This window comes from Terriglobus albidus, from assembly GCF_025685425.1.
GTDB lineage: Bacteria > Acidobacteriota > Terriglobia > Terriglobales > Acidobacteriaceae > Terriglobus > Terriglobus albidus.
In genome coordinates, this window is sequence record NZ_JAGTAS010000022.1 from 22,273 (window position 1) to 46,572 (window position 24,300).

Genomic DNA, 24,300 nt, shown 5'->3' on the forward strand with positions numbered 1-24,300 from the left:
GCCAACGAAAGTTACCTGCCGATAACTAAAGTTGCAGGGCGTGGTACGCTGTCGGCGTGTCGCGTTATTTGGAAGAATCGCTCGCCCAACTGAAGAGATTTGAAAACGCTATCCCTTGGATGTACCTGGACACCGTAGGCAAAGTCACGGTTGGCGCAGGTCTGATGCTGCCAACAGCACAAAGTGCAACCGCACTTCCCTTTCAATATGATGGCCGCCCTGCCGATACCCAGGAGATCATCGTCGATTTCCGCCGCGTCTCCTCCATGGTGAAAGGAAAAGCTGCCGGTTTTTACCGTAGTCCCATGTCCGTGCTGCTCACCTCGGCAGAGATTGATGTCCAGCTCCGTGCATCTGTCACCCATCTCGATCAGGATCTGAGAAAAGGGATTCCCACCTGGGACGCACTTCCTGCCCCCGCCAAACTGGCCCTGCTCGATATGGCGTATAACCTCGGAATGACCGGCCTGCTACAGGGTTATCCAAAGCTGCTGCATGCCATCGTAGCCGGCGACTGGAAGACAGCCGCAGCCGAGTGCCTGCGCAACGGCCCTTCCCCCGCGCGCAATGAATGGACGCGGCAACAATTTCTTGCTTGTACGACCGCTCCTTCCATTACTGCCGAAGCCGAATTGAGAAGGGATGCCAGGCCGGCCGCGATCGTTCCGATTGAACCTCTTGCCCCCTCCGTCAAAACTCGGCCTAAGACTACCGTGGTTTCTGACAAAAGCGGCCCAACCAGGAACAAGAAACCGGCTGTCTCGGGTGCGAAACTCGCCACCGGAAAACCCGCTGCAAGAAAACCTGCAAAGAAGGCCGCGAAATCCTCCGCCATGAAGAAGGCGCTCGTCACAGCCAAAAAGACAGCGCGAAAATCCCCTTCTCGCAGCGACTAACTTTCTGATCCGCTGTCCGTCCCACGCCCATATCCATTCGAGCGTTTTCCCCATCAGGGAATATCCCGGTTGAGTGTACAAAGGCGTTTTCATTGCGGAAAGCGCCTACAGGATGCGGAGCCCTACACTACACCCATGGGGAAATGCTCTAGAGCGTTTTCCTCGTTGTTGGGTATCCCGAAGGAGCGTACAACAGCGTTTTCATTACGGAAAACGCCTATAGGATGCGGAAACCCTACACTACATCCACGAGGAAAATGCTCTATCGTTGCAATACCAAGAGTTTGTTGGAGGTTCCATGTTTCATCGCATGAAGGCCGCGCTTGTGGCCGCTGTTCTTCTGGCTGGCTTTGCCCAGGCGCAGGACCTGGCCAGTTTTGAGAAGCGCACTACGGTCAAAGTGCTTCCCAATGGGCTGACCCTGATCGTCTGTGAGCGTCCTGAGGCGCCCGTTTTCAGCTTCTACACGTTAGTGGACGCTGGTTCGGCCAACGATCCTGACGGCGCCTCCGGCCTGGCTCATATGTTCGAGCACATGGCCTTCAAAGGCACCAACGAGATCGGCACGACCAATTACACCGCAGAAAAAGCGGCTCTCGAAAAGGTCGAGCAGGCGTATGCCGCCTACAACCTGGAACAGCGCAAGCTGGTCGGACAGGATCCCGCGAAACTCTCCCAGCTTAAGGCGGCCTTCGACGCAGCGGTCAAGGACGCTCAGCAGTACGTCATTCCGAACCAGTTCTCTGAGATCGCGGAAAAGAGCGGCGCCGTCGGTTTGAACGCTTCTACCTCGGAGGACAAGACTGACTACTTCTGGTCGATGCCCTCCAACCGGCTGGAGCTTTGGGCCTACCTCGAGAGCAGCCGGATCGCTGAACCTGTCCTGCGCGAGTTCTACAAGGAACGCGATGTCGTCCAGGAAGAGCGCCGCATGCGCATTGATTCCGCCCCGATCGGACGCATGGTGGAGCAGTTCCTTGCCGCCGCGTATACTGCCCACCCCTACGGCCGTAGCGGCGTTGGCTGGGAGAGCGAGATCAGCCAAGTGACGGCTACCGAGGCAGAGGACTTCCACAAGAAGTACTACGTCCCGGCAAACATCGTTGTAGCCGTCGTCGGCGATGTGAAAGCCTCTGACACCATGCCTGTACTTGAAAAGTACTTCGGCCGTATTCCCGCCGGTCCTAAACCGCCGGAGATGACCACGATCGAACCGAAGCAGTTTGCGGAACGCACCGTAACCATTCGTGAGGCCACCCAGCCGTTCTATCTTGAGGGCTATCACCGCCCCGACTACCGAGACAAAGACGATGCCGTGTATGACGCCGTCACGGACCTGTTCTCCAACGGCCGTACCGCCCGTCTGTATCGTTCACTGGTGCGCGACCAGAAGATCGCTGCCGCGGCCGCAGGGTTCAGCGGCTTCCCCGGCGAAAAATATCCCGGGCTCTTCGCTGTCTATGCCGTTCCGATACCAGGAAAGACTCCAGCCCAGCTCCGCGATGCGATTCATAAGGAACTCGATCGCCTGAAGAACGAAGATGTCTCGGACGCTGAACTCGCCATGTTCAAGACACGCGCCCGTGCCGACCTGCTGCGCGGCCTGGCAAGCAACCAGGGGCTGGCACAGCAGCTCGCCGATTATCAGACACGTTACGGCGACTGGCGCCAACTATTCCGCCAGCTTGAGGCTTATGACAAAGTGACCAAAGCTGATATCCGCCGTGTTGCTAACCAGCTTTTCGTCGAGTCAAACCGTACCAGCGCGACCATCGAGTTTGCCCGCCCTACACCTGCAGCGGCTTCCAAGGGAGGTGCCCAGTGAAAAAGAACCTTGTCTGCCTCGCCCTTGCCTCCGCTCTTGTTGTTCCGGCATTACATGCACAAATGACGGAACCGTGGACGAAGATCCCGACGCCGCCGCTGCATGACTTCAAACCGGTCCAGCCCAAGCGGATCGACCTGAAGAACGGTGTTGTGATCTTCCTTCAGGAAGACCATGAGCTGCCGTTCATTGACGGCACTATCAACATCCGCGGCGGCTCACGCGAAGAGCCGGCAAACAAAGCCGGCATGCTCGATATGTACGGTGATGTGTGGCGTACCAGCGGCACCGCCGCCATGGATGGCGACGCCATGGATGATGCGCTGGAAGCTAAGGCTGCCAAGATCGAGACCAGCGCCGACATCGATTCCACGGCGCTTACATGGAACAGCCTGAAGACGGACTTCGATACGGTCTTTACCCAGGCAGTCGATCTCCTTCTGCATCCGTCCTTCAAGCCGGAGAAGCTCGAGCTCGCACAGCAGCAGATGGCTACGGGTATCGCTCGCCGTAACGACGACGCCGGGGGTATTCTTGCCCGCGAAGTCGGCAAGGTTGTCTATGGTGCTGCCAGCCCCTACGCCCGTCAGCCTGAGTTCTCCACCGTCCTTGGCGTTACCGTCGACGACATCAAACAGTGGCACGATAAGACGGTGGTCGGCAGCAATCTGCTCGTCTCCGTCGTCGGCGACTTCGATTCTGCCGCAATGGAGAAGAAGCTGCGTGACACCTTCGAGAAGCTTCCAAAGGGAGAACCGTTCAAGTCACTTAAGGCAGACTTCCCTGGCCCGAAACCAGGCGTTTACTTCGTCAACAAAGACGACATCAACCAGTCCAACATCTCCATTGCCGGTCTGGGGACCACCCGAAATAATCCCGATCTCTATGCCCTGAGTGTCATGAATGAGATCTTCTCCGGAGGGTTCGGATCGCGTCTGACTCAGTCTGTCCGTACGAAACTGGGCCTGGCCTACGCGGTCGGCGGAGGTTATGGAGCGAGCTATGACCATCCGGGTATCTTCCGCGTGCAGGCGGGCACCAAGAGCGCCAGCACGGTTGCTGCAACCAAGGCGATGCTGGAGGAGATCAACCGGCTCAAATCCGTTCCACCGACGGAAACGGAACTGCGCAACGCTAAGGAGCAACTCCTGAACTCGTTCATCTTCCGCTACGACTCGCGCGCAAAGGTACTCAACGAGCAGGTGATGCTGGCTTTCTATGGGTACCCGGCAGATTTTCTGGAGAAGTACAAGGCCGGCATTGAAAAAGTGACCGCAGCCGATGTCTCACGGGTCGCTGCAAAGTACATCGATACGTCGAAGCTGGCGATCGTTGTGGTAGGCAACGGCGGTGACCTTGGCGCCTCGCTCAAGGATCTGGGGCCGGTGACGGATGTAGACATCACCATCCCGCCTCCTCCAGCCGGAATGAGCAACTAGAACACCAAACCCCTCGAAACCCCGCTGGCTGATGCAGGCGGGGTTTCGAGCATTTACCAGACCCGGTAGTATTCCCCCATGAGCTCTCCGACATTCGCGGTCGCCATTATGGCCGCCGGTAAAGGCACGCGCCTCAAGTCCAAACGTCCCAAGGTTCTGCATGAGATTGGCGGCAAGGCCCTGCTGCTGCATGTCATCGCCGCCGCGAAGCAGGTTGTCGAGGCTGATGACATCTATGTCATCGTCGGTCACGAAGCAGATCGCGTGAAGGCAGCCGTTGCCGCGGAAGCGACCCACTTTGTATTACAGGCCGAGCAGCGCGGCACCGGCCATGCGCTGCAGCAGGTAAAGGCGTTCTTTGCTGCCTCCGGCATCACTCCGCCCGACCATCTTCTCGTGCTTTCCGGTGACGTTCCCCTCATCCGTCCGGAGACCATCGCCGCCATCCGCGACTTCCATCTGAGCGAAGGCGCCTCGATGACCATCCTCACGGCGATCCCCTCCGATCCAACAGGCTATGGCCGCATCTTCCGCAAATCGCCGGAGTCCTCAGAGGTGATCGCGATCATCGAACAGAAAGATCTCAAACCGGAGCAACGCTCCATACGCGAGATCAACTCAGGTATCTATGCCTTCCGTACAGCCTCTCTCTTTGAGCAGCTTGAGTCCCTCACTGCGAATAACGCTCAGGGCGAGCTCTACCTTACGGACGTTGCCAAACTTCTGGTGAAGGCTGGTGAGAAAGTCGTTGCGATTGAAGCGAGCGGCGGGGTCGATGAAGTTCTTGGAGCCAATACCATCGCCGAGATCATGCATCTGGATGCCGCCATGCGCCTGGACACAGTGCGCAGATTGATGGCCCAGGGAGTCACGATCTTTCGTCCGGAGACCTGTATTATCGACGCCGAGGTTATGGTGGCGGCGGACACGGTGATCGAACCCTTCGTGCAATTGCTTGGCAAGACGGCTGTCGGTGGTGACTGCCGCATACGCTCCTACTCTGTCATTCAGGACTCGACCATCGGCGAAGGCGTGACCATTCGCAACGGCTGCATCCTCGACCACGCCCACGTTGCGGACGGAGCTATCCTTGGTCCTTACGCGCATCTGCGCCCTGAGAGCTATATCGGCGAGTGTGCGCACGTGGGCAACTTTGTCGAAACGAAGAAGGTGCGTCTCGGCAAAGGCTCCAAAGCCAACCATCTCACGTACCTTGGCGATGCTGTTATCGGAACCGGAACCAACATCGGCGCAGGAGTCATCACCTGCAACTACGATGGTGTCAATAAACATCAGACCACGATTGGAGATAACGTCTTTGTCGGCTCAGACTCCGCGCTGGTCGCCCCGATTGTTCTTGGCAACGGTTCTCTGGTTGCAGCAGGGTCTGTGGTTACGCAAGACGTTCCGGAAGACGCTTTGGCCATCGCACGCGGGCGTCAGGAGACCAAGCCAGGGTGGGCGTCTTCACGGAGAGAACGGCTCCAGAAAAGCTAAAGCGTGTCGACAAATTCGGTTGCGCCACTGCGCTCGTTGCCCCATTCTTCGCGGATATGCGAAGGGTGGGGTATCGTGCTTCGCGCGACGGTATTTGTCTTTTAAAGAAACCCACCCACACAATGGCAGACCAAGCTCAATTCTGTTCGAGCCCTATTCCCATCTGAAGACGGTCTCGCTTCGCTCGATACCCCACCCTTTCGCCGGGGGCGAAAGAATGGGGCAGCGAGTGCAGTGGCTCGACCAAATGGGCGCCTCATTTCAAGGCGCTTACAGTATTTGTTCGCTGGCCTTTGCCGTAAATCGCCCGATACATCTCGCGATTCCGCAGAATGGCCTGCACGTATTCGCGGGTCTCGGTATACGGGATCGATTCCACAAACTCCGCCATATCGCGATAGTCGTTAGTCGACATCCATTGACGCACCGGAGTATCGCCGGCGTTATACGCCGCCAGCGCGTACTCCACCTGTCCGCCGAAGCGATCGATCGTCTGCCGTAGATAGGTCGTGCCAAGCCGCAGACTAATTGCCGGCTGCAACAGGTCATTCGTAGAGAACCTGCCGATACCGTCTTTCTTGGCCAGCGATTTACCTACGGAGGGCAGCATCTGCATCAGGCCGTATGCGTTCGCGCGGGATACCGCACCGGGGTTGAACTCCGACTCCTGACGAATCAGCGATGCAACCAGATAAGGATCAAGGCTGTTACGCGAAGCATTCGCCGTCAGCTCGTTCCAGTACGGAGTCGGGAACAGCAGCTTCCAATACATTTCCGGAACATCGTCGACACTGTACGCGAAATAAGAGGCGCCGCTCCGCTTCATCGCCTGCAGCGCGCGCACATATTCACCGTAGGAGGTATAGATCTCCGCCTGCGCCAAGGTTCCCCACGTTGAGCTGGTCGGGCTTGCCTGAATCTCGGGCGCGATGTACTCGTTCAATCCGGCATTGGCCAGCAGACGAGCCTTGATGAGATGGGTATCGTTCTCCGGCAGTGTATCGATCAGTTCCGGAACATCTGGCGCACGCACCGAGGCCAAAGGTGCAGCGGGCGCTACGGCCGGCTGCTTCCCCAGGACGTCCAGCCGCTGGCGCGCCAGCAGGGCGTAGTAGTAGTTGGGGAAGCTGTCAGAAAGCGTCCGGTAGTAGTTCGCCGCCTGAGCAAGGTTGTGCTCCTGCTCTTCATAGATGCGGCCTCGCCAGTAGAGAGCCGACGGCGTTTCGATTCCTGTCGAATAGCGCTGAATCTGCTCGTCCATTAAGCGAGCAGCCTCGGAGTAGTTCCGCGTGCGATAGCTCAACCAACCGGCGCGCCAGTGAGACGAGGGACCGTAAGTACTACGGGGAAACATACTGACAAGCTGGCTATAGTAGCCTGCCGCTGTACCGTACTCATGTTTGAGCAGGTACATGTTCCCTGCCGAATAAAGCGCCTCTTCCGTCCATCGGCTGCGCGGATAACGCTGAGTCAACTGCGTCACCAGATTGCCATGCTGTCCCCGATCATCGGAGCTACGCGCCAGCTCGGCAAGAAGATACAGTTTCAATGCAGCCGAATCATCGTCCGTCTGCGGCAGGCTCTCTGCCTCACGCTTTGAAAGCCGTTTCAGCTTCAGGTCACACACGGCCGCATAGATATCGAGAGCGTCACGGTCGCCCGGGCTGAGCGTCGCATCATGCTGAATGCTGTGATACTCGTCCGCTGCTTCGGCATACCGCTTGGCGTTGTACAACTGGTCAGCGTGTACCTTGTGCTCGGTCGCCGTCAGCGGGGTTCCCATCGCCTGCAACTGGACTCGAGCCTGTGTAGCCTCATAGCTGAGAGGAAGCAGCGTATAGATGCTGCGATACATCGCCGCGGCCTGATTGGTATTCCCGGCGAGCTGCCACGCTCTCGCCTGGGCGAAACGGAAGTCCGCATGTGATGCCTGCGGTGTACCTGCCAGTGTACTCAGCACGCGCAGAGCTCCCTGCGGGTCGTTCTGCTGCAGATATCCATTGGCCAGCGCGACCGGAGCATTCGCCACAAAGATTGATCCCGGGTGACGCTGGGCAAAGTTCTCCAACAAAGCGTAGGCATCGGTTCCCCGCCCCCCCTGGAGGGCTGCCTGAGCACCAAGGTAGTCAGCGTAGTCATCCAGGGCCTCTCCGCGCTGTGCTGCCTGGCGGAAGGCGTTGTAGGCGTCAGCAAAACGCTTATCCAGCATGTAGGCGTGGCCCATCGCCAGCCATGCCGCAGCAGAAGCCTCTCCACTGTGGCTGTTCGCATATGCCAATACACCGGCATATGCCGCCGGCGACCGGGTTGCTGTCAATTGCTGTGCCATCGGGCGGAGCTGCGACGACGCCACGAATGCGCTGGTCAGTTTGCGTGATCGCGCCGTTGGAGGAGAGCTGATGACCTTCTTCCTTCGTCCCCTGGCCGTCTTTCCGGAGCCAGCCCGCTTTGTGCCCTTACCAGCGCCGGCTTTGACAGGCGCCTTTGCGGCAGGCTTCTTCGGTGCTGCTTTCGTCGTCTGGGCGTAGACCGTCCCAGAGAGCAGCAGCAGGAAACAAAACGGCAGAAAATCAGCTATACGGCGGAACTTCATCGTCTCTTTGCAGAGTATGATGCGTCACGGTGAGGAATTTCCTCATCGGGTAATTTTCCGCATCTTCGGCGATACCTCTTTCTGTAGGACAGGTCCACGAGCCCGTTGGTTTAGTATGGGTCTATCAGATATTTGCCCGGACTGAAGAACGCCCGGCAACTCACTGTTTTTGAGAAAGCTTGCACCGGAATGCCGACCCCGACCATCCAATCCCCAGCAGTGGAAGAAGAACATCCGGACGTTGCGCTGGTTGCGCGCGCCCGGGAAGGAGATACGGCAGCTTTTGAGCAGTTGGTCCGGCAGTATGACCGGCAGATCTTCCGGGTAGCGCAGCACATTACCCAAAACCGCGAGGATGCGGAAGACATTGTGCAGGACGTCTTCCTCAAGGCCTACGAAAAGCTCGACCAGTTTCAGGGAAATTCGAAGTTTTCCACCTGGCTGGTGCGTATCGCGGTGAATGAGAGCCTGATGCGGCTCCGCAAGCGGAAGACCAGCAGAACAGTCTCCATGGACGAAGATGTCCAGACGGAAGAGGGCGCAATTCCCCGCGACTTTGCCGACTGGAGCCCAAATCCCGAGCAGATTTACGGGCAGTCCGAATTAGGAGATATCCTGCGCAAGACAATTCAGGGCCTGCCGCCCGGATTCAGAACAGTGTTTACATTGCGCGATATCGAAAATCTTTCGACGGAAGAGACGGCTGAAGCTCTGGGACTCAGTGTTCCGGCAGTCAAAAGCCGGCTTCTGCGCGCACGGCTGCAGCTACGTGAGCGTCTAAGCCGGTATCTGAAACAGCCGGAAGGAGTTAAGCCGTGACCTGCACAGAGTTTCTGGCCAAAATGACCGACTACTTTGATGGCACCATCGCCAAAGAGCTGGAAGCTGAAGTTCGACAGCACATGTGCGAGTGCAGCCACTGCGAGGTCGTCGTCAATACAACCCGCCAGACGATCAAGATCTATCGCGATACTGACGTATACGAGCTTTCTACTGACACGCGGGAACGTTTGATTGCGAACATTATGAGCAAGTGCCGCGGCAAGGGCTGCGCGTAAGTACCGAACAAGACACACCTTCCCACCTTTTGGTCATTTACTTCCGGCCTCCCACGGCCTATCCTCGACGGGTACTTCTCTCATCACTTTCCCTCCAGGGGATTTATCTGCCATGAGTTCACCCAATCGCAGGGTCAATGACCCTACTTTGACGCGCCAGCGCGGCATTCTCAGCCATCCTGGAACCCTTCTGGTTGCCGGCATGGCAATCCTGTTTACGGCTTATATCTTCAATGTCGGCGGCCTGCAAAACTGGGCCAACTCCGCATTCGACAATTTCAACCAGGGTGCACAGTCTCATAACGACTCCGTCGTGAGTATGACCGTGACCTTCGCTCCGATTGCTGCAGGTCTAGTCCTCCTTCTCATCGCCTACTGGATTCTTCGCAGCCTGGGCCGAGGTGTCCGCAAGATGGCGAAGGAGAACCGGCTTTCTTCCCGTGGCTCGCAGACGATCAACGACTTCTGCGAACTGGCGGCCAAAGCCTCCATCAGCCGGAAAGTGGCTTCCCACACTTATCGTTTTTTGGCTCCCTATTATCACGACGACGTCCGTTCCCGGCTCGAAGACCGGCTGCGCGATGATCTGCACATGACCGAAACCAAGGTTCGGGATGCTGTCGCCAACCTGCTTCATCGCTGCGATCGCAAGAAGAACCTCGACGCTCCCGTTGATACGGTAGTTACGGTTCTCGATCTGATGCGCTATGTCGAGAAGGCGCCGGCACACTTCCTCACTCATTCGGCGGTCAAGCGTCTCCGCGGAGAACAGAAGGGGCCTGATGTGGTTCGCACTGCGGCCGTAGGTGAGACCAGAATAGTCAAGCCGCTGCACAAGCGCTCCGGAATGCTGGCTGCCGTCAAAAGCATCTCCGGCATGCGTAAAGCCGCCGCGGTACAGAAGCCGGTCGAACCTCGTGATCCCGTCGCTCGTCCTGTGAATCCGCCGGCCGAGATCGCCGCCGGGCGTCAGGTAAAGCGCGACATTAGGGTTCCGCGCGACAACTAGGGTGTATCGACAAATTCAGTCATCTGACACAGGATGACTAAAATGGTGGGAGCAGCGGGCTTCAGCCCGCTGATAAAGGCGTAAAAATAGACGGGCTTCAGCCCTGGGCCTCCTCTGTACGCGAGGAAAAAGTCCAGGGCTAATAAAGCCCCTTTCATCTTGAGCCGATACACCGCGGGCTGAAAGCCCACGCCTTTACCCCAGCAGCAACGCTGGCCGGGGACCCCGATGCTCCCACCGATTCGAGCTTCGCTCGAACATCCCACCCATCGCGCTGCGATAGATGGGACACCCAGAGTTTGGGCTATCTGGAATTTGTCGATACACCTTAGAGCAACATCCAATAAAAAGAGGGCAGCCTGAGGCTGCCCTCTTTTCTATGTCATCTTCCGGCTTAGAGCCTTTTCCTGTTGCTCGGTATCCGGAAGGGGTGTGCTGCGGCGTTTTCACTACGGAAAACGCCCATAGATGGATGCGCCGGACTACACCCTGCAGGGAAATGCTTTATCGTACGACCTGCTGAAACAGGGACGAAGACAATAGACTTGCGAACTGGCTGTCCGAAGACGCGTAAGCGACCGTGATGGTTCCGCTGTTGGAGCTGATCGTTGTGTGATCGAGCGCCTGCTTCTCGTCGGTTGAGCCCGAGGTCTGCTTGTACATGGAGACCGCCTTCATCAGGGAAGCAATCGTCGCGGCCGTTACCGTGTCGGAGGTCACCACCGACATATCGAACTTCACACCGTTGGAGAAGTCCATGGTGTAACGCGAGCTCTTCATGCGGTTGCGTACCGTGTCGTAGTCAGCCAATTGCGAGGCATCGCCCATGACGCTCTTCATCATCGTCTGGGTCCCCTTCTGGTCCAGAAGACTCCAAACCGCCTTGTCATCGACGTTGGGCATCTCGGAGGCAAGATCGCCATTCAGGAAGTTAGGAATATTGCCATCGCGCGCTTCCAGCGATGTGCGCACAGCATTCTTATCGCCGAAGACCATTGTCGTCTGGTTTAGCCAGACGACGCTCATGCCCTGAGCGCCCATGGGATAGATCGCGTTATTGCGCAGCATGGTTGGCTTGATCTTGTTTTTAGCGAAATAGGCCAGAATATCCCGGGTGCGGAACTGGCCCTGAGCGATGCCGATAATGTTGGTCGTACTTCCTTCGCCGGTCCTGTAGGCCACAAAAGCGAGATTGTCGGCATCCTGATCGACCTTCAGGCCGGAGCTCTTCAGCGCCGATTCCAGCCGCTTTAACTCCGGAGGGAGAACCCTGTCCTTGAGCGCCATGGCGGCCGAGGAGTTCTGCATCGCGCGGTAGTCCACGGTAATAATCTGCTGCACGTCACGCGGGATTGCGGACTTGGCATCCGACGACAACTGCGCGGCCGGAGCAGTTGCGGCTGCAGCAGCCAGCAGCATTGCCATGAGGGTCTGTTTCATTGTTCTGTGGTTCCTTCTATCTTGGGGGTTGTCTGCCGCCAGAGCACTGGCTACAGTGATTCTCTCTCATCTTCAGACGGATGCAACCCGGCCTCGGTTACCTTTACGGCCATTTGAGGGGATGCTTTAGCCGGCGTTCCAGTACTTTCATCTCCGGATCAAACCCCGGAACCTGACTCACCCAGGCCGCAGACGGATCATACGCCTGCTCTGGAATCAGACCAATCAGTTCCCCATCAGCGATGCTCGATCCGTGACGGGCCGCAAGCTGGCGGGCGCGCTCATGCACCTCCGCAACCGGCGTGCGCTGAAAATCTGTGATATTGATACTCACCTGCGCCCTGCCCTGCGCCAGCACGCCCATCGCCTTGATACCGTACATGCCGCCGCCGGAGGCGCGAATCTCTTTGGCGATGGCACGGGCAATCGCGACATCCGGATCATGCAGGTAGATGTTGTATGCAATCAGGAATCTACGCGCGCCCACCGCGGAGGCGCCGGCGGTGGCGTGCAGATCCGGCCCACCGATGTCCGGCCGGCGAGCCGCATCCTTGCGGACCGCATCGCGCAATCCTTCGAACTGGCCGCGCCGTACGTCTTCGAGGTTTACACGATCCGGACGAGCCGCAGCAGCCTCGTAGAAGTACACAGGAATCCCATACCGCAGCCAGATCTGCTGACCGGCCTGGCGGGCTAGCATGGCGCACTGAGGGAGCGCGTAGTTCGCCACCGGAACGAACGGGATTACGTCAGCGGCGCCGATGCGTGGATGGACGCCCTCCTGACGGGTAAGGTCAATCAGTTCCGCTGCCTTCCCCGCTGCACGGATGGCCGCCTCCGCCACCGCCTCGGGGGCGCCGGCAATGGTCACCACGGAGCGGTTATGGTCGTTGTCCAGCGAATAGTCCAGCAGACTCACGCCTTCTACCTTCATGGCGGAGACAATCGCGCGTACTTTCTCCGGGCTCACACCCTCTGAGAAGTTCGGAACGCATTCAATGATGGGACTTCCTACTTCCACCATGTGTATCCCACGTTGAATTGCAACGACACATTCACTCCAGGATTCCGATCGCCCATTGAGGCGTTGGAGATATGGATCGCGTTGGCGCCAAAATCGATAGAACGTCTCGGCTTCACAAAATAGTGCATACCCACACCAGCCTGGGGCGTGAAATTCCAAACCGAAGTCTCAGAGTTTGGTCCCGTATTCGCCAGGTTGATAACCGTTGCCGAACCATACGGGGGATACTTATGGTTCGTCCAGATCAAACCGCCTGCGCCCTGAACCCATGGCATCACCCTCCGATGGTTCGTCAGATTCCAGCGCAGAATAACCGGCGTCAACGACATACCGTGATATGTCCCACCCACGGTATATGGCGACGAACACACCGTCAGCGACGAGTTGCACTTCACGCGTTGAAACGTCGGCACATTCGACTGCCAGTACGGAAACAGCTCTGCTGCAAACTCGAATTGTCCTTTGAAAAAACCGGAGCCGAGTTCCGGCGTCAGCACCTTACCTACATGAACGCCGGCCATGATGAACTTGTAGCCGCTGCGATTGTCTGTAACACCTACGCCTCCCTGAACCAGAGGACCATACTCCCAGCCGGGATGACTAGCAACTTCACGTACGGGAGACTGTATGGTGGTCTGCGCCAACGCCGGCATCGCCAGAGCAGCACTCATCAATGAACTCACGATCCACTTCTTCACTTACGCTTCCCTCTCCATACAGAAGAAAGCCGCCGAATCTGCCGGCGGCTCTCCACTCATATTCCTTCAGTGTGAATCAGCCGGCCACCTCGGCCATTTCCATATCGAAGTTGGAGTACACATTCTGCGTATCGTCCAGGTCTTCGAGCGTCTCCAGCAGACGATTCATCGCCGCCGCTTGCGGGCCTTCGAGTTTCTGATAGGTCGAAGGAATCATTGTCACCTCAGCAACTTCGGGAGTAATGCCCGCGCCTTTCACTGCCGCAAGAACAGCGTCGAAATCTTTGGGAGCGGTCAGCACTTCCCAGCTATCGCTGTCTCCGGACAGGTCATCCGCCCCGGCATCAAGAACGATCTCGGTCAGCTTATCCTCGCTCACCGCGTCCTTCGCCACCACGATCAGGCCTTTCTTTGAGAACATGTAACCCACTGAGCCAGACTCGCCAAGGTTGCCGTTGTTCTTCGAAAAGGCATGGCGGATTTCACTCACCGCGCGGTTACGGTTATCGGTCAGCACTTCGACGATGACCGCGACACCACCGGGGCCGTAACCCTCGAAGGTGATCTCTTCGTAGGTCGCGCCTTCAAGCTCACCAGTGCCGCGCTGAATGGCGCGCTTGATGTTATCCGCCGGCATATTCTCAGCCTTAGCCGCGGCAACCGCTGTACGCAGCCGGGGATTGCCGTCTACATCACCGCCGCCCTGTTTCGCAGCGATCTGGATTTCCTTGATCAGGCGCGTAAAGATCTTCCCGCGCTTGGCATCCAGAGCGCCCTTCTTATGCTTAATTGTTGCCCATTTTGAGTGGCCGGACATTGCGGTTCCCTACCAGTTCCGTGTGAAATCTTTGCCTTCAGGCACCCATCGATTCTACCACTTGGAGCGCCATTCCTCCGCAATCCGCCAGCCTATACCTCCGGTTCACTGAGAAGGCTTTCCAGATTCAATGGGCGTGTATACATCTGTAACTCGCCGGACTCAGTCCTCGGCCACAGCTCCCGTGGACGATCCCAGTAAAGCTCCACTCCATTCTGATCCGGATCGCGCAGATAAAGCGCCTCGGAGACACCGTGATCGGCAACACCCTCCAGTGAAATCTTCGCTGCGATCAGCCTTCGTAAAGCATCTGCAAGATGCGCGCGCGTCGGATACAGGATCGCGGTGTGATACAGCCCCGTCGTTCCAGCAGCGGGCGGTTTTCCTCCACGGCTCTCCCACGTATTCAGGCCGATGTGATGGTGGTACCCACCGGCCGAGAGAAAGGCCGCCTGGTCCCCCAGCCGGGCAGTAATGTCAAAACCGAGCACTCCGTGATAAAAGGCGAGTGCCCGGTCCAGATCGGATACCTTCAGATGCACGTGCCCGATTCGGGCTCCTGCAGTGATCGCTGAAGTCTGTGGCATACGGGTCTTTGATGACGTTGAACCTAACTACGGTTCATAATCGTCCGCTCGTAGACCTTCACATACTCCTTCGCCGGACCATCCCAACTGAAGTCCTGCTGCATTCCCCGCTGCATCATCGCGGTCCAGGTAGGCTTATCCTGGAAAGCCTTGAGAGCACGCTTGATGGTGTCGAGCATTGCCCAGGCAGAGTAACCCCAGAATTTAAAGCCATTCCCGCTGCCATCCGCCTGCTCATCAATGGTGTCCTGCAAGCCTCCGGTCGCACGCACGACCGGAATGGTACCGTACTTCAAGGAATAGATCTGGTTCAGGCCGCAGGGCTCGTAACGGGAAGGCATCAGGAAAATATCGGCTCCCGCCTCAATCTTGTGCGCCAGTACATTGTTGTAAGCAACACGTACCCGCATCTTTTGTGGAAAGCGCTCTGCAAGGCCGGTGAGCAGATGCTCGTAGTAAGCCTCTCCCGTGCCCAGAGCTACGAGAGCGACGTTTTCTTTCATCAGATCTTCCGCAGCCTGGGCGATCAAATCGAATCCTTTCTGCGTTGCAAAGCGCGACACAATTCCGATGACAGCGGTATCGTCATGTACGCCATCGAAACCGAAGGCGTGCAGCAGATCGCGCCGGCACTCCTTTTTGCCTGCCAGATCCTCGGGCGTGTAGTGATCGGCGATCAAAGGATCAGTCGCAGGATCCCACTGCTCATAATCGACACCATTCAGGATTCCCACCAGATCACCAGAGCGGCGTCGTAACGTGTCTTCCAGACCGCTTCCGAATTCGGCAGTCTGAATCTCCTGAGCATACGTGGGACTCACGGTGGTAATCGCGTCAGCGTAGACAATGCCACCTTTCAGGAAGTTCACGTTGTCGTATTGCTCCAGCTTGTCCATCGTGAACATGTCCCAGGGAAGCAACAGGTGCTGCATCGTCTGCGGCGGAAACCAGCCCTGATAGCCGGCATTGTGGATGGTGAGAACCGTCGGCACCTTGCGGAAGACCGGATCAAAGAAATAGGTCGAGCGCAGGTAGACAGTCATCATCGCGGCCTGCCAGTCATGGACATGGAAGACATCAGGCACGCCTAACACCTTTGCAGCTTCAATCACCGCACGGCTGAAGAGTCCGAAGCGCTCGGCATTGTCTGGATAATCGCCGGTCGGTGTTGCATAGAGGCTTTCGCGGTCAAACAACTCCGGGCAGTCAATAAAGTAATACTGCACGCCTTCCGTCTTGCCGCCGTCGAGCACTCGTACAAAGCGGTTGTAGTACTCAAACGGGATTGTGATGCTTGGCACTACCACGCCAGCATGTGGCGCCAGTTTGGCAACCTGTCGATAGTACGGCAGAAAAACTTCAACCTTATGCTCAAAGCGGGCCAGAGCCTGCGGCAGAGCACCTACAACATCAGCCAAACCGCCTGTTTTCGCCCATGGTGTGCACTCTGAAGCCGCAAAGACAATATGCATCGTTCGTTCTTCTCTCCCGAAGCAGCTAGTCTATATCTCACGGCCGCTTCTCCCTAACTGAGATGCACGTACAACATCGCCGGACGCTTCGAACTCACCATGCCGAAACACAAACCGAAACTTGGGCAGAACTTTCTTGTGGATGACAGCGCCCGCCATCGCATCGCAGATGCCCTTGGCGACATCCGCCAACGCACCGTACTTGAGATCGGTCCGGGCAAAGGTGCGATTACCGATATCCTTGCCGGACGCGCAGGCAGACTGATCGCAATCGAGCTCGACAATGAGCTCGCTCCAGTGCTCGCCGCCCGCTACGCAGACAGAGAGCACGTCCAGGTCATCCATCAGGATATTCTGGAGACCGATCTCACCTCGCTCATCCCGGCCGGAGAAAAGGCAGATGTGATCGGCAACCTTCCCTACTACATCACATCGGATATCCTGCTTCATCTCTTCGCCACATCAGCCCATTTGGATCGGGCTGTGGTGATGATGCAACGAGAGGTCGCCGAACGTATTGCAGCCACTCCCGGCAATCGCGACTATGGTCTGCTTTCGGCGACCTCCCAGCTCTACTGTCGCGTCGAAAATCTCTTCACCTTGCCTCCTGGTGCTTTCTCTCCTCCGCCCGAAGTCCATTCGACCGTGCTTCGCTTTACCTTTGCGCCACGGTTCGATGCACTTGGCATTAACGATGCTTCTGGCTTCGACCGGTTCTTGAAGCAGTCGTTTGCTCAGAAGCGCAAGACACTCAGCAACAACCTGCGAAGCGCGGGCTACGAGGCGCAGCAACTCCGGGAAGCGTGGCCTGCATCGATTCCGCCGCAGGCACGGGCAGAGGCTCTCTCCCTGGAACAGATGGCCGAGTTCTATCGCGCACTGCTCGAATCTATTTAGGAGAATGCGAGGGCTGCGACGCCGGAGGCGACGAAGGAGCAGGCCGGGACGGAGCCGGTGAAGGCGCTGGAGGCGGCGCGCTCTGCCGAGGCTGCGGAGCAGGCTGAGGCTGTCGCCAGCTCGCCGGTGGCTCAGGACGCTGCACCGGTTGCGGACGCGGTTGCTGCTGCACCGGAGGCTGGTTGATGTGTCCCGGCGCGGGACGGCTCTCCACCGGGCGCTCCGGATTTCCGACATTGGTTCCCGGAGCGGGACGTGTCACCGGTTGCGCGGGTTGCTGCGGTGTCTGACCTCGTGATCCCTGATTGACTGTCGGGCTTACAGTTCTCCATCCACCCGGCATGACCGGTGGCACCGGCTGCGCCTGAATCGGAGTCGGCGATGCTTGGTTGTCCTGGAGACCCGACGGACGTGTTGGCCGTCCGCTGTCGTCTCTCGGAGCGCGCACGACCCCCATCACTGGCTGCCGGTTGCGCATTGGGAAGTCCTTCTGCAGCGACGAACCTACCGCAGAGCCGCCACGCGGTGTATACGGACCACCCACTGGACGCAGCGGTTCAATCTGTTTTCCTGCAAACATCACCGGCCGCGGATCGCGCCGTCCGATCGGATGCACCTGAATCGGTCCACGCCGCACCGGAACAATTGGGTGTACACCGCCCGGTCCAATCGGACCAGGAATCGGCCGACGGATCGGCTTCCACACGCGCGGCGGATTGATGACATTGACCGTCCACACTACACCCGGACCATAGCCCCAGCCCCAACGGCGGCAACCGCCTGCCGGAAGCCAGCCCCAGCCAAATCCGTCCCAGTACGACCACGAACCGCAATAGAATGGGGTCCATCCCCAACCGTAGCCTGACACCCAAACGTATCCGTATCCCGGATACCACACCCAGTTTCCGTACCCATAGGGATCCCAACTCATATCGACAGCCATGGGAGGCTGCCAGACACGGCCGTATCCGGGCAAGTCGTACCAGTTGCCGTTCGTATCGAGATCGCTCCAGCCATAGCCGCTATCCTGGGCGTAATCGTTTCGGGCTTCGGTACGTTGCGCCGCTTCGGCTGCAGCTGCCTGGTCGCGCTCCTCATTCCAGTTGTCCCAACTGTCCTGGCGCACGGACTTCGACAGGAAATACCGTCCACTGTCGGCGGCATCCGGCTCAAACTGCTCCCCCGCACGGACATTCGCGCTGTAGCCGCCCTCGCGCTCCACATGCAGGCTGCCCTGCATCACCACTACTTCCAGGGGAGCCTGATCCAGACTGACACGGAAAGAGCTGTTTTCTACAGGAGTCAGTGAAGCGGCGCCAGCCTTGAGGAAGTACCCATTCTGATCGGCAATCCGCAGCTCGAAATACGCCATCCCCTGGTCTAGCGACAGCTGCGTCAGAAATCTACCCTGGTCGGTATTCATCCGGACCAGAGTCAGAGCGCTCTGGGGTGTCAGGCGAACGATGCTGCCATCTTCAAACTCAATCTCAGCCTGCCCATCGTCGGCCGTGACAATGCGCTGACCTTCAATCAACGGCAGGTTCGCCTGGGCCTCGCCAATCTGGGTGTTGTCGCCGTACAGCACCTGCACTTTGCCTTGCACAAAGCTCAGACGGGCGGCGCGCATTCCGGGAGCGGGAGCCGATTGCTGACCGGCAAGCCCGATGACTCCACAAACGACCACGAATAGCGCCACCAGAATTCCGCGTACTACTCCGAACCGGCTCATAGGGGACCCCAATTCTCTCACTTGTATTAACGCATGTGTAGAAGAAAGGTTCTTCCCTAGTTCCAGCCCTGCGGCCCCCAAAAGGCATCTAGCGAAATAGCGTTCGCGGAGGGAGCTACTTGCCGTTATTCAGCAGCGCCTCAGCCTTCGCGCGCACCCGTTCCATCAACGACACATCCTCGACAATCTTCCGCAATGTCGGCTCAATATTCTGGATCTCGAGCGCCCATCCGGTCTTTACCGAATTGCCAAGCGAGGTGATCTCGGCATCCAGGCCGAGACGATCGAAGCGGTGCAGATATGCGAGGCGCTGGCCGAGCTCCATCGTGAGGGCGATCCCCTGAAAGATGGAAGTCACCTTCTGAATCTCTTTGTCATCGGAGTAGTTATAGCTGCAGCTCCCGCTGTCAGAAGATCCTGTCCAGGTAAGGACTTTCTTGCCCGTCTGCGCCATATTCTTGAGGTGTGTCTCGCATTGCACCTTGCGGAAACCGTCGGTCGCCTTCGCCTCCGCCCAGATGTGCTCAAGATTCTGCGGGCTTACAGCGATTGGCGCTTCCGTGTCGATTCCCTGCTGATTACGCGCGCGATAGACCCCTTTTCCATCTTCTCCGAGGATGATCTCGTAGTGGGTGGTTTGTACCTGCGGCCGGTCAAACGTAAAGGTGACGGTCGGTGGCGTCGGGGTTGCCAGTGCTGCCGGCGTAACCTGGAAAACGAAAGAAAGTAGGAAGAGCGTAGTAACGTGCGTCATCGTACTCCTGCCAGCGAGATCGCCGACTCTGTCTGCAAAGTATGAATATGAGTGATAGCAATCGCCAGTGCATCTGCGGCGTCGGCCGTTTCGAACTGGTTCTCAATCTCCAGAAGCCGGGCCACCATGAACTGTACCTGTTCCTTCTTGGCGAGGCCATATCCAACCACTGAGCTTTTAATCTTCAGGGGCGCATATTCGGCAACCTGCAGATTACAGGCAGCAGCGGCCAGCAGCGCCACACCCCGCACCTGTCCAAGCTTCAGGGCCGACTTCGCGTTCGCGGAGAAAAACACGTCTTCGATCGCCACAACATCCGGAGCATAGGCCGTCAACAATCCGGCCAGCTCTGTATAAACCTGATGAAGCCTGATTGGGGTGCGATCCTTTTTGTTCAGTTTGATCGAACCCGCTGCCACCGGAACCAGTCGGGGAGTACGCGCCCTCTCATCGGCCTCAACGACTCCCCAGCCGGTGAACTCGGTGCCGCAATCGATTCCGAAGACACGCATGGTGGCAGTCTACCTTCGGAAGGTGCGCCGGGATAGTACCAAACCGCAGTCCCAGGGTGTGTTCACAACGACTTCCGCAAACACCTTTACCAGCGCTTCCATCTAAAGCATTTTCACTGTTGCTGGGTATCCCGGAAGAGGAGTGCAGCGGCGTTTCGTTACGGAAAACGCCCATAGATGCCGAAGCCCTGCACTACACACCTACAGCGAAAATGCTCTAGCGGGAGATACCTTCCAGAGGTGAGCTGGCGGTAGCGTAAAGCTTGCGTGGCATACGCCCCGCCAGATAAGCCTGACGGCCGGCAAGCACAGCGTGCTGCATGGCCTCCGCCATCAGAATTGGGTCACTTGCCTGGGCGATCGCTGTATTCATCAGCACGGCATCAAAGCCCATCTCCATGGCGATTGCCGCATCTGAGGCGGTACCGACGCCGGCATCCACGATCAGGGGAACTTCAGTGATCATCTCGCGCAGGATGCGCAGGTTAGCGACGTTCTGAAGCCCCAGACCGGAACCGATCGGTGCCCCCAGGGGCATCACCGCAGCCGCACCAGCATCGATGAGGCGCTTGGCAAATACAATGTCGTCAGAGGTATACGGGAGAACTGTAAAGCCTTCCTTGACGAGAACCTGAGTTGCTAACAGCGTTCCTTGTACGTCCGGGTAGAGGGTTCTCTGGTCGCCGATGACCTCAATCTTCACCCAGTCGGAGAGCCCCACCTCACGTCCCAGGCGAGCCGCTCGGATCGCCTCTTCGCCGGTATAGCAGCCGGCGGTATTGGGGAGCAGAAAATAGCGCTGCGGATCGATAAAGTCGAGCAGGCTCTCCTTGGACCGGTCGAGGTTCACGCGGCGTACCGCCACCGTCACCATCTCAGCTCCCGAAGCTTCAATGGCACGCTGGGTCTCAGGGCCGTCTTTGTACTTCCCCGTACCAACAATGAGTCGCGACTGAAAGGCCTTTCCGGCGATAACAAGGGGTTCCATAGGGCTATTTTAGGACCTTTCAGAATAAAGCACGGTCGATAGCGTTTCGTATGTGGGCTTAAACGCGCATGGCCTGCGGCGTGCCGACAGGCCATGTATAGCGCGGCGAACTGTTGAGATTGACCTGAGGCGTACCCACCCATCGGGCGCCTCGGCAGGAGCTACGAGTCTTGCCAGGTCTAAGGCGGGTCGCCTTAAGCCTCAGTCACCTCACGTGCATTGATACAACTGTGTGAGTCACATTTCATAGGCTGGATCATCCTCCTTTCCCGTGTACCTCTAACCTATTCCGCCACCCGCATAGAGTCAAATCCGTACATCCTGTGAAATCAAAACCTGCATCGGAAACTTTTGAACCTGTGAAGGAGAGATGATGAAGGCAGCGACGGTGGTCGGTATCCTCTTGATTCTTATCGGAGTTGCAGGCTTTGCCATGGGCGGTTTCAGCTTCAGGGAACACAAAAAAGATGTCGATCTGGGGCCGGTCCAGGTCAGCCACGAAGAGAAACACGGCTTCGCCATCCCGCCCGTCCTGAGCGGCATCGCGTTGATAGGAGGCATCGGTCTGGTCGTCGTAGGGGCGAAGAGTAAGGCCTAGGAGGCGCCTGACTACTTCAGATACGAGCGCAGCAGGTCAATCAGGTCTTCGGCCAGTTCAGGCGAGATCGGCTGCTGCCCCTCTCCCCCTTCGGCGAGGTGGTGGCGAATGTGTTCTTCCATCACCTCAGCCATCAGACCATTCACACCACCGCGTACCGCCGCCAGCAACATCAAGACGTCGGCACAGTCCTCTTTGTGACTCAGGGCACGCTCCACCGCATCGAGTTGGCCACGCAGGCGGCGAACGCGATTGAGCAACTTCAGAGCTTCTCGATCCGTGGTCGACATTTAATGTGTTCTTTATACCCTACTGGGGTATCCTATCTCAAGCATGACGCCTAGGAAACATCAGAAGAAAGGAGGATACGCCTCATGACGCAAAAGACTCGCATGTTGTTGCAGCAGAAGACCGCGCAGCTTCGAAAACCGATTGTACAGCGCTGGATTGAGACCGCCGATGAACGGTGCCCGCTTGCAGGAATGTGGACAGCGCTGGCCGTCGATCAGCAGGAAACCCCGATCGAAGACGACTTACCCTGGCGCATCCCCCTGATGATTCTTCGGAGATGCGCCACATCCCTACCCTGTATCGCTTAGCAGGGCCACAACGATCTCTCAGGAACGAAAATCATGTGCAAGACCACTCTTCACTTTTTGCTTGCGTGCGCCTCTGTGTGCACCCCGCTCCGTGCCCAGAGCACGCCGGACGATATGTCCAGGACTCTGTTTCCCCACAGCAATGCTTCGCCTCTGTATGCCGCCGGACAGGCCAACATCATCTTTCAGGCGCATCCGCCCTTTCATTCCCCCTACGACGGCCCCAACAGCATGCAGGCCCGTGGAGAGTACAAGACATCGCTGGTGGGGACGCTGTTTCTCGGCGCCCAGCCTCATCACAAGACTCGCTACAACACCGATCTGATTCTCGATATCGAGTCAGCGGGCGGACGCGGTATCTCCCAGGCGCTGGGTCTGGCAGGATTCACCAACCTCGACGTCGTTCGCAATCCGAACCTTGGCAGCAAGCCATACATTGCTCGTGTCCAGGTACATCAGACGATCGGCTTTACCAGTGAGATGGTTGAGGCAGAACGGACGCCCTTTTCCATGGCAACCCAGGTTCCAGCACGCCGCCTGGAGTTTCGACTAGGGAAAATGAGTCTTCCCGACCTCTTCGATCAGAATGCTGTCGGCAGCGACTCTCACTTTCAGTTCACCAACTGGACCGTCGACAACAACGGCGCCTGGGACTATGCCGCGGACACCCGTGGATATACCTACGCCTTCGTCGCCGAATACCAGTCCCCGGCCTGGGGAGCCCGTTATGCGACAGCCCTGATGCCGACCGTGGCGAATGGCATCAACCTGGACTGGGCGCTGCGCCGCGCAAATGGACAGAATGCTGAGGTAGAGTGGCATCGCGGTCTGGCGTCGCTGTGGCTTCCCAAGGAGCGCAAAGGTATGGTGCGTATGCTCAGCTTTGTGAACCATGCCGACATGGGGCGTTATCGTGAGGCGGTACAGGCCTACCTGACAGGACAAGATGCCACCCCTAACATCGATGCGCATCGCCGCCAAAGCTCAGTGAAATACGGCTTCGGCATCAACACCGAACAGGAGATCACCGCAGATCTTCGCGCATTTGCGCGGTGGGGATGGAACGAAGGCCAGCATGAAAGCTGGGCCTACACGGAGGTGGATTCCACCATCGCCGCAGGTGCCGATCTGCAGGGCGCACATTGGTCGCGTCCACGGGACAAAGTGGGAGTTGCCTTTGTCACCAACGGCATCAAGCGAGACCACCAGAACTACCTGAAATACGGCGGTCTTGGATTCCTGCTGGGAGATGGAAATCTCACCTACGGGCGAGAGAACATTCTGGAGGCATACTACCAGGCAAACGTGGCTCGCGGTCTTTCGATGACGTTAGGCATGCAGTACATAGGGCATCCCGGCTATAACCGCGACCGCGGACCGGTTCTGGTGCCCAGCGTCAGGACGCACGTCGAGTTCTAGCCTTCTGGCTTTCGGGTTCACGACGAGTCAGGTACAACCCAACGTAGGTCATCAACACCCCGATGCCGGAAAAGACTAAGGCGAGAAACCACCGAGGCGTTCCGGCTTCAATGTATGCATGGGTGGGATCGTCAGGACGATACGCAATCGTCACGGTCTGGCCCCGGTGAAAACCGGGCAGTGCTCTCGCGGAGGTGATCTCGTACTGGCGGCTCTGTTTGGTGCTGAAGAGAAAACGGGGATGGTCGTTTTCGACCGTCAGGATGACGGCCTTCGTATGCTCCGCGTGCAGCAGAAACCAGCCTTCCGCGAGCCCTAACCCTACTCCGATCAGCGTAAGAATCGATCCCAGGGTCAAGGCGGTCACACGGAACATACGTTGCATGTCTGTAGTGTATGGCTCGCGCGCAGTGTATGAGCTTTCGCACGGGCCTCTAGGCAGTCGACCT

At 57.8% G+C, this 24,300-nt stretch carries 24 protein-coding genes; 11 read left to right on the forward strand and 13 right to left on the reverse strand.

Annotated elements, in window-relative coordinates; all coding sequences use genetic code 11:
- Nucleotides 1-119 precede the first annotated feature (119 nt).
- The 4 genes from OHL21_RS02155 (at nt 120) to glmU (ending at nt 5,657) form a co-directional block, all read left to right on the forward strand.
- Nucleotides 120-896 carry a lysozyme family protein gene (locus tag OHL21_RS02155; protein WP_263415607.1) on the forward strand — a complete coding sequence of 259 codons (777 nt, stop codon included), beginning with the start codon at nt 120-122 and terminating at the stop codon, nt 894-896.
- A gap of 298 nt (nt 897-1,194) precedes the next feature.
- Nucleotides 1,195-2,721 carry a M16 family metallopeptidase gene (locus OHL21_RS02160; protein ID WP_263415608.1) on the forward strand — a complete coding sequence of 509 codons (1,527 nt, stop codon included), beginning with the start codon at nt 1,195-1,197 and terminating at the stop codon, nt 2,719-2,721.
- Complete coding sequence (locus tag OHL21_RS02165) at nt 2,718-4,160, forward strand: M16 family metallopeptidase (protein ID WP_263415609.1); 1,443 nt, start codon at nt 2,718-2,720, stop codon at nt 4,158-4,160. Before OHL21_RS02160 ends, OHL21_RS02165 begins: the two co-directional genes overlap by 4 nt.
- Nucleotides 4,161-4,238: 78 nt before the next feature.
- Nucleotides 4,239-5,657 carry a bifunctional UDP-N-acetylglucosamine diphosphorylase/glucosamine-1-phosphate N-acetyltransferase GlmU gene (glmU, locus tag OHL21_RS02170; protein ID WP_263415610.1) on the forward strand — a complete coding sequence of 473 codons (1,419 nt, stop codon included), beginning with the start codon at nt 4,239-4,241 and terminating at the stop codon, nt 5,655-5,657.
- 256 nt (nt 5,658-5,913) lie between these two features.
- Here glmU and OHL21_RS02175 read toward each other — a convergent pair whose 3' ends face one another.
- The gene (locus OHL21_RS02175; RefSeq protein ID WP_263415611.1) at nt 5,914-8,250 is read right to left on the reverse strand and encodes a lytic transglycosylase domain-containing protein; all 2,337 of its coding nucleotides are present in this window, start codon (nt 8,248-8,250) and stop codon (nt 5,914-5,916) included.
- 189 nt (nt 8,251-8,439) lie between these two features.
- Here OHL21_RS02175 and OHL21_RS02180 point away from each other — a divergent pair, with 189 nt between their 5' ends.
- The 3 genes from OHL21_RS02180 (at nt 8,440) to OHL21_RS02190 (ending at nt 10,317) form a co-directional block, all read left to right on the forward strand.
- Nucleotides 8,440-9,069, forward strand: a complete 630-nt coding sequence (locus tag OHL21_RS02180; protein ID WP_263415612.1) for a sigma-70 family RNA polymerase sigma factor — start codon at nt 8,440-8,442, stop codon at nt 9,067-9,069.
- Nucleotides 9,066-9,308: an anti-sigma factor family protein gene (locus OHL21_RS02185; RefSeq protein WP_263415613.1), complete on the forward strand. Its 243-nt coding sequence runs from the start codon at nt 9,066-9,068 to the stop codon at nt 9,306-9,308. Before OHL21_RS02180 ends, OHL21_RS02185 begins: the two co-directional genes overlap by 4 nt.
- A gap of 112 nt (nt 9,309-9,420) precedes the next feature.
- Entirely contained in the window at nt 9,421-10,317 is an 897-nt protein-coding gene (locus tag OHL21_RS02190) for a hypothetical protein (RefSeq protein ID WP_263415614.1), read from the forward strand.
- A 504-nt stretch (nt 10,318-10,821) separates the two neighbouring features.
- Here OHL21_RS02190 and OHL21_RS02195 read toward each other — a convergent pair.
- The 6 genes from OHL21_RS02195 to glgA all read right to left on the reverse strand — a co-directional run bounded on the left by OHL21_RS02195 (nt 10,822) and on the right by glgA (nt 16,355).
- Nucleotides 10,822-11,757, reverse strand: a complete 936-nt coding sequence (locus OHL21_RS02195; protein ID WP_263415615.1) for a hypothetical protein — start codon at nt 11,755-11,757, stop codon at nt 10,822-10,824.
- A gap of 103 nt (nt 11,758-11,860) precedes the next feature.
- A complete protein-coding gene (gene ftcD / locus OHL21_RS02200; RefSeq protein WP_263415616.1) occupies nt 11,861-12,781 on the reverse strand; it encodes a glutamate formimidoyltransferase in 921 nt (306 codons plus the stop codon).
- Entirely contained in the window at nt 12,769-13,479 is a 711-nt protein-coding gene (locus OHL21_RS02205; protein ID WP_263415617.1) for an acyloxyacyl hydrolase, read from the reverse strand. The genes ftcD and OHL21_RS02205 overlap by 13 nt, the downstream gene beginning before the upstream one ends.
- A 76-nt stretch (nt 13,480-13,555) precedes the next feature.
- Nucleotides 13,556-14,296 carry a YebC/PmpR family DNA-binding transcriptional regulator gene (locus OHL21_RS02210; RefSeq protein WP_263415618.1) on the reverse strand — a complete coding sequence of 247 codons (741 nt, stop codon included), beginning with the start codon at nt 14,294-14,296 and terminating at the stop codon, nt 13,556-13,558.
- A 92-nt stretch (nt 14,297-14,388) separates the two neighbouring features.
- Nucleotides 14,389-14,883 (reverse strand): VOC family protein, encoded by a 495-nt coding sequence (locus OHL21_RS02215; protein WP_263415619.1) that lies wholly within the window; start codon nt 14,881-14,883, stop codon nt 14,389-14,391.
- A 23-nt stretch (nt 14,884-14,906) separates the two neighbouring features.
- Nucleotides 14,907-16,355 carry a glycogen synthase GlgA gene (gene glgA, locus OHL21_RS02220; RefSeq protein WP_263415620.1) on the reverse strand — a complete coding sequence of 483 codons (1,449 nt, stop codon included), beginning with the start codon at nt 16,353-16,355 and terminating at the stop codon, nt 14,907-14,909.
- 99 nt (nt 16,356-16,454) lie between these two features.
- On the opposite strand from glgA, the gene rsmA reads away from it, so the two are divergent.
- On the forward strand, nt 16,455-17,252 hold the full coding sequence (gene rsmA, locus OHL21_RS02225) for a 16S rRNA (adenine(1518)-N(6)/adenine(1519)-N(6))-dimethyltransferase RsmA (protein ID WP_263415621.1): 798 nt from the start codon (nt 16,455-16,457) through the stop codon (nt 17,250-17,252).
- Here the strand turns inward: rsmA and OHL21_RS02230 are convergent.
- The 4 genes from OHL21_RS02230 to OHL21_RS02245 form a co-directional block, all read right to left on the reverse strand.
- Nucleotides 17,245-18,981 (reverse strand): DUF6600 domain-containing protein, encoded by a 1,737-nt coding sequence (locus OHL21_RS02230; RefSeq protein WP_263415622.1) that lies wholly within the window; start codon nt 18,979-18,981, stop codon nt 17,245-17,247. The genes rsmA and OHL21_RS02230 overlap by 8 nt on opposite strands.
- Before the next feature lie 115 nt (nt 18,982-19,096).
- Nucleotides 19,097-19,735, reverse strand: coding sequence for a hypothetical protein (locus tag OHL21_RS02235; RefSeq protein WP_263415623.1), 639 nt, complete (start codon nt 19,733-19,735; stop codon nt 19,097-19,099).
- A complete protein-coding gene (gene ruvC, locus OHL21_RS02240; protein WP_263415624.1) occupies nt 19,732-20,247 on the reverse strand; it encodes a crossover junction endodeoxyribonuclease RuvC in 516 nt (171 codons plus the stop codon). The genes OHL21_RS02235 and ruvC overlap by 4 nt, the downstream gene beginning before the upstream one ends.
- A gap of 217 nt (nt 20,248-20,464) precedes the next feature.
- Nucleotides 20,465-21,235 (reverse strand): thiazole synthase, encoded by a 771-nt coding sequence (locus OHL21_RS02245; RefSeq protein WP_263415625.1) that lies wholly within the window; start codon nt 21,233-21,235, stop codon nt 20,465-20,467.
- A 370-nt stretch (nt 21,236-21,605) separates the two neighbouring features.
- Here OHL21_RS02245 and OHL21_RS02250 point away from each other — a divergent pair, with 370 nt between their 5' ends.
- Complete coding sequence (locus OHL21_RS02250; RefSeq protein WP_263415626.1) at nt 21,606-21,833, forward strand: DUF3185 domain-containing protein; 228 nt, start codon at nt 21,606-21,608, stop codon at nt 21,831-21,833.
- Nucleotides 21,834-21,844: 11 nt separating this feature from the next.
- Here the strand turns inward: OHL21_RS02250 and OHL21_RS02255 are convergent, their stop codons facing one another.
- Nucleotides 21,845-22,123 (reverse strand): metal/formaldehyde-sensitive transcriptional repressor, encoded by a 279-nt coding sequence (locus OHL21_RS02255; RefSeq protein ID WP_263415627.1) that lies wholly within the window; start codon nt 22,121-22,123, stop codon nt 21,845-21,847.
- Between the two features lie 84 nt (nt 22,124-22,207).
- Here OHL21_RS02255 and OHL21_RS02260 point away from each other — a divergent pair, with 84 nt between their 5' ends.
- Nucleotides 22,208-22,432, forward strand: coding sequence for a hypothetical protein (locus OHL21_RS02260; protein WP_263415628.1), 225 nt, complete (start codon nt 22,208-22,210; stop codon nt 22,430-22,432).
- A 114-nt stretch (nt 22,433-22,546) separates the two neighbouring features.
- Nucleotides 22,547-23,851: a carbohydrate porin gene (locus OHL21_RS02265; protein WP_263415629.1), complete on the forward strand. Its 1,305-nt coding sequence runs from the start codon at nt 22,547-22,549 to the stop codon at nt 23,849-23,851.
- Here the strand turns inward: OHL21_RS02265 and OHL21_RS02270 are convergent.
- Entirely contained in the window at nt 23,829-24,236 is a 408-nt protein-coding gene (locus tag OHL21_RS02270) for a DUF3592 domain-containing protein (RefSeq protein WP_263415630.1), read from the reverse strand. The genes OHL21_RS02265 and OHL21_RS02270 overlap by 23 nt on opposite strands.
- Between the last annotated feature and the right edge of the window lie 64 nt (nt 24,237-24,300).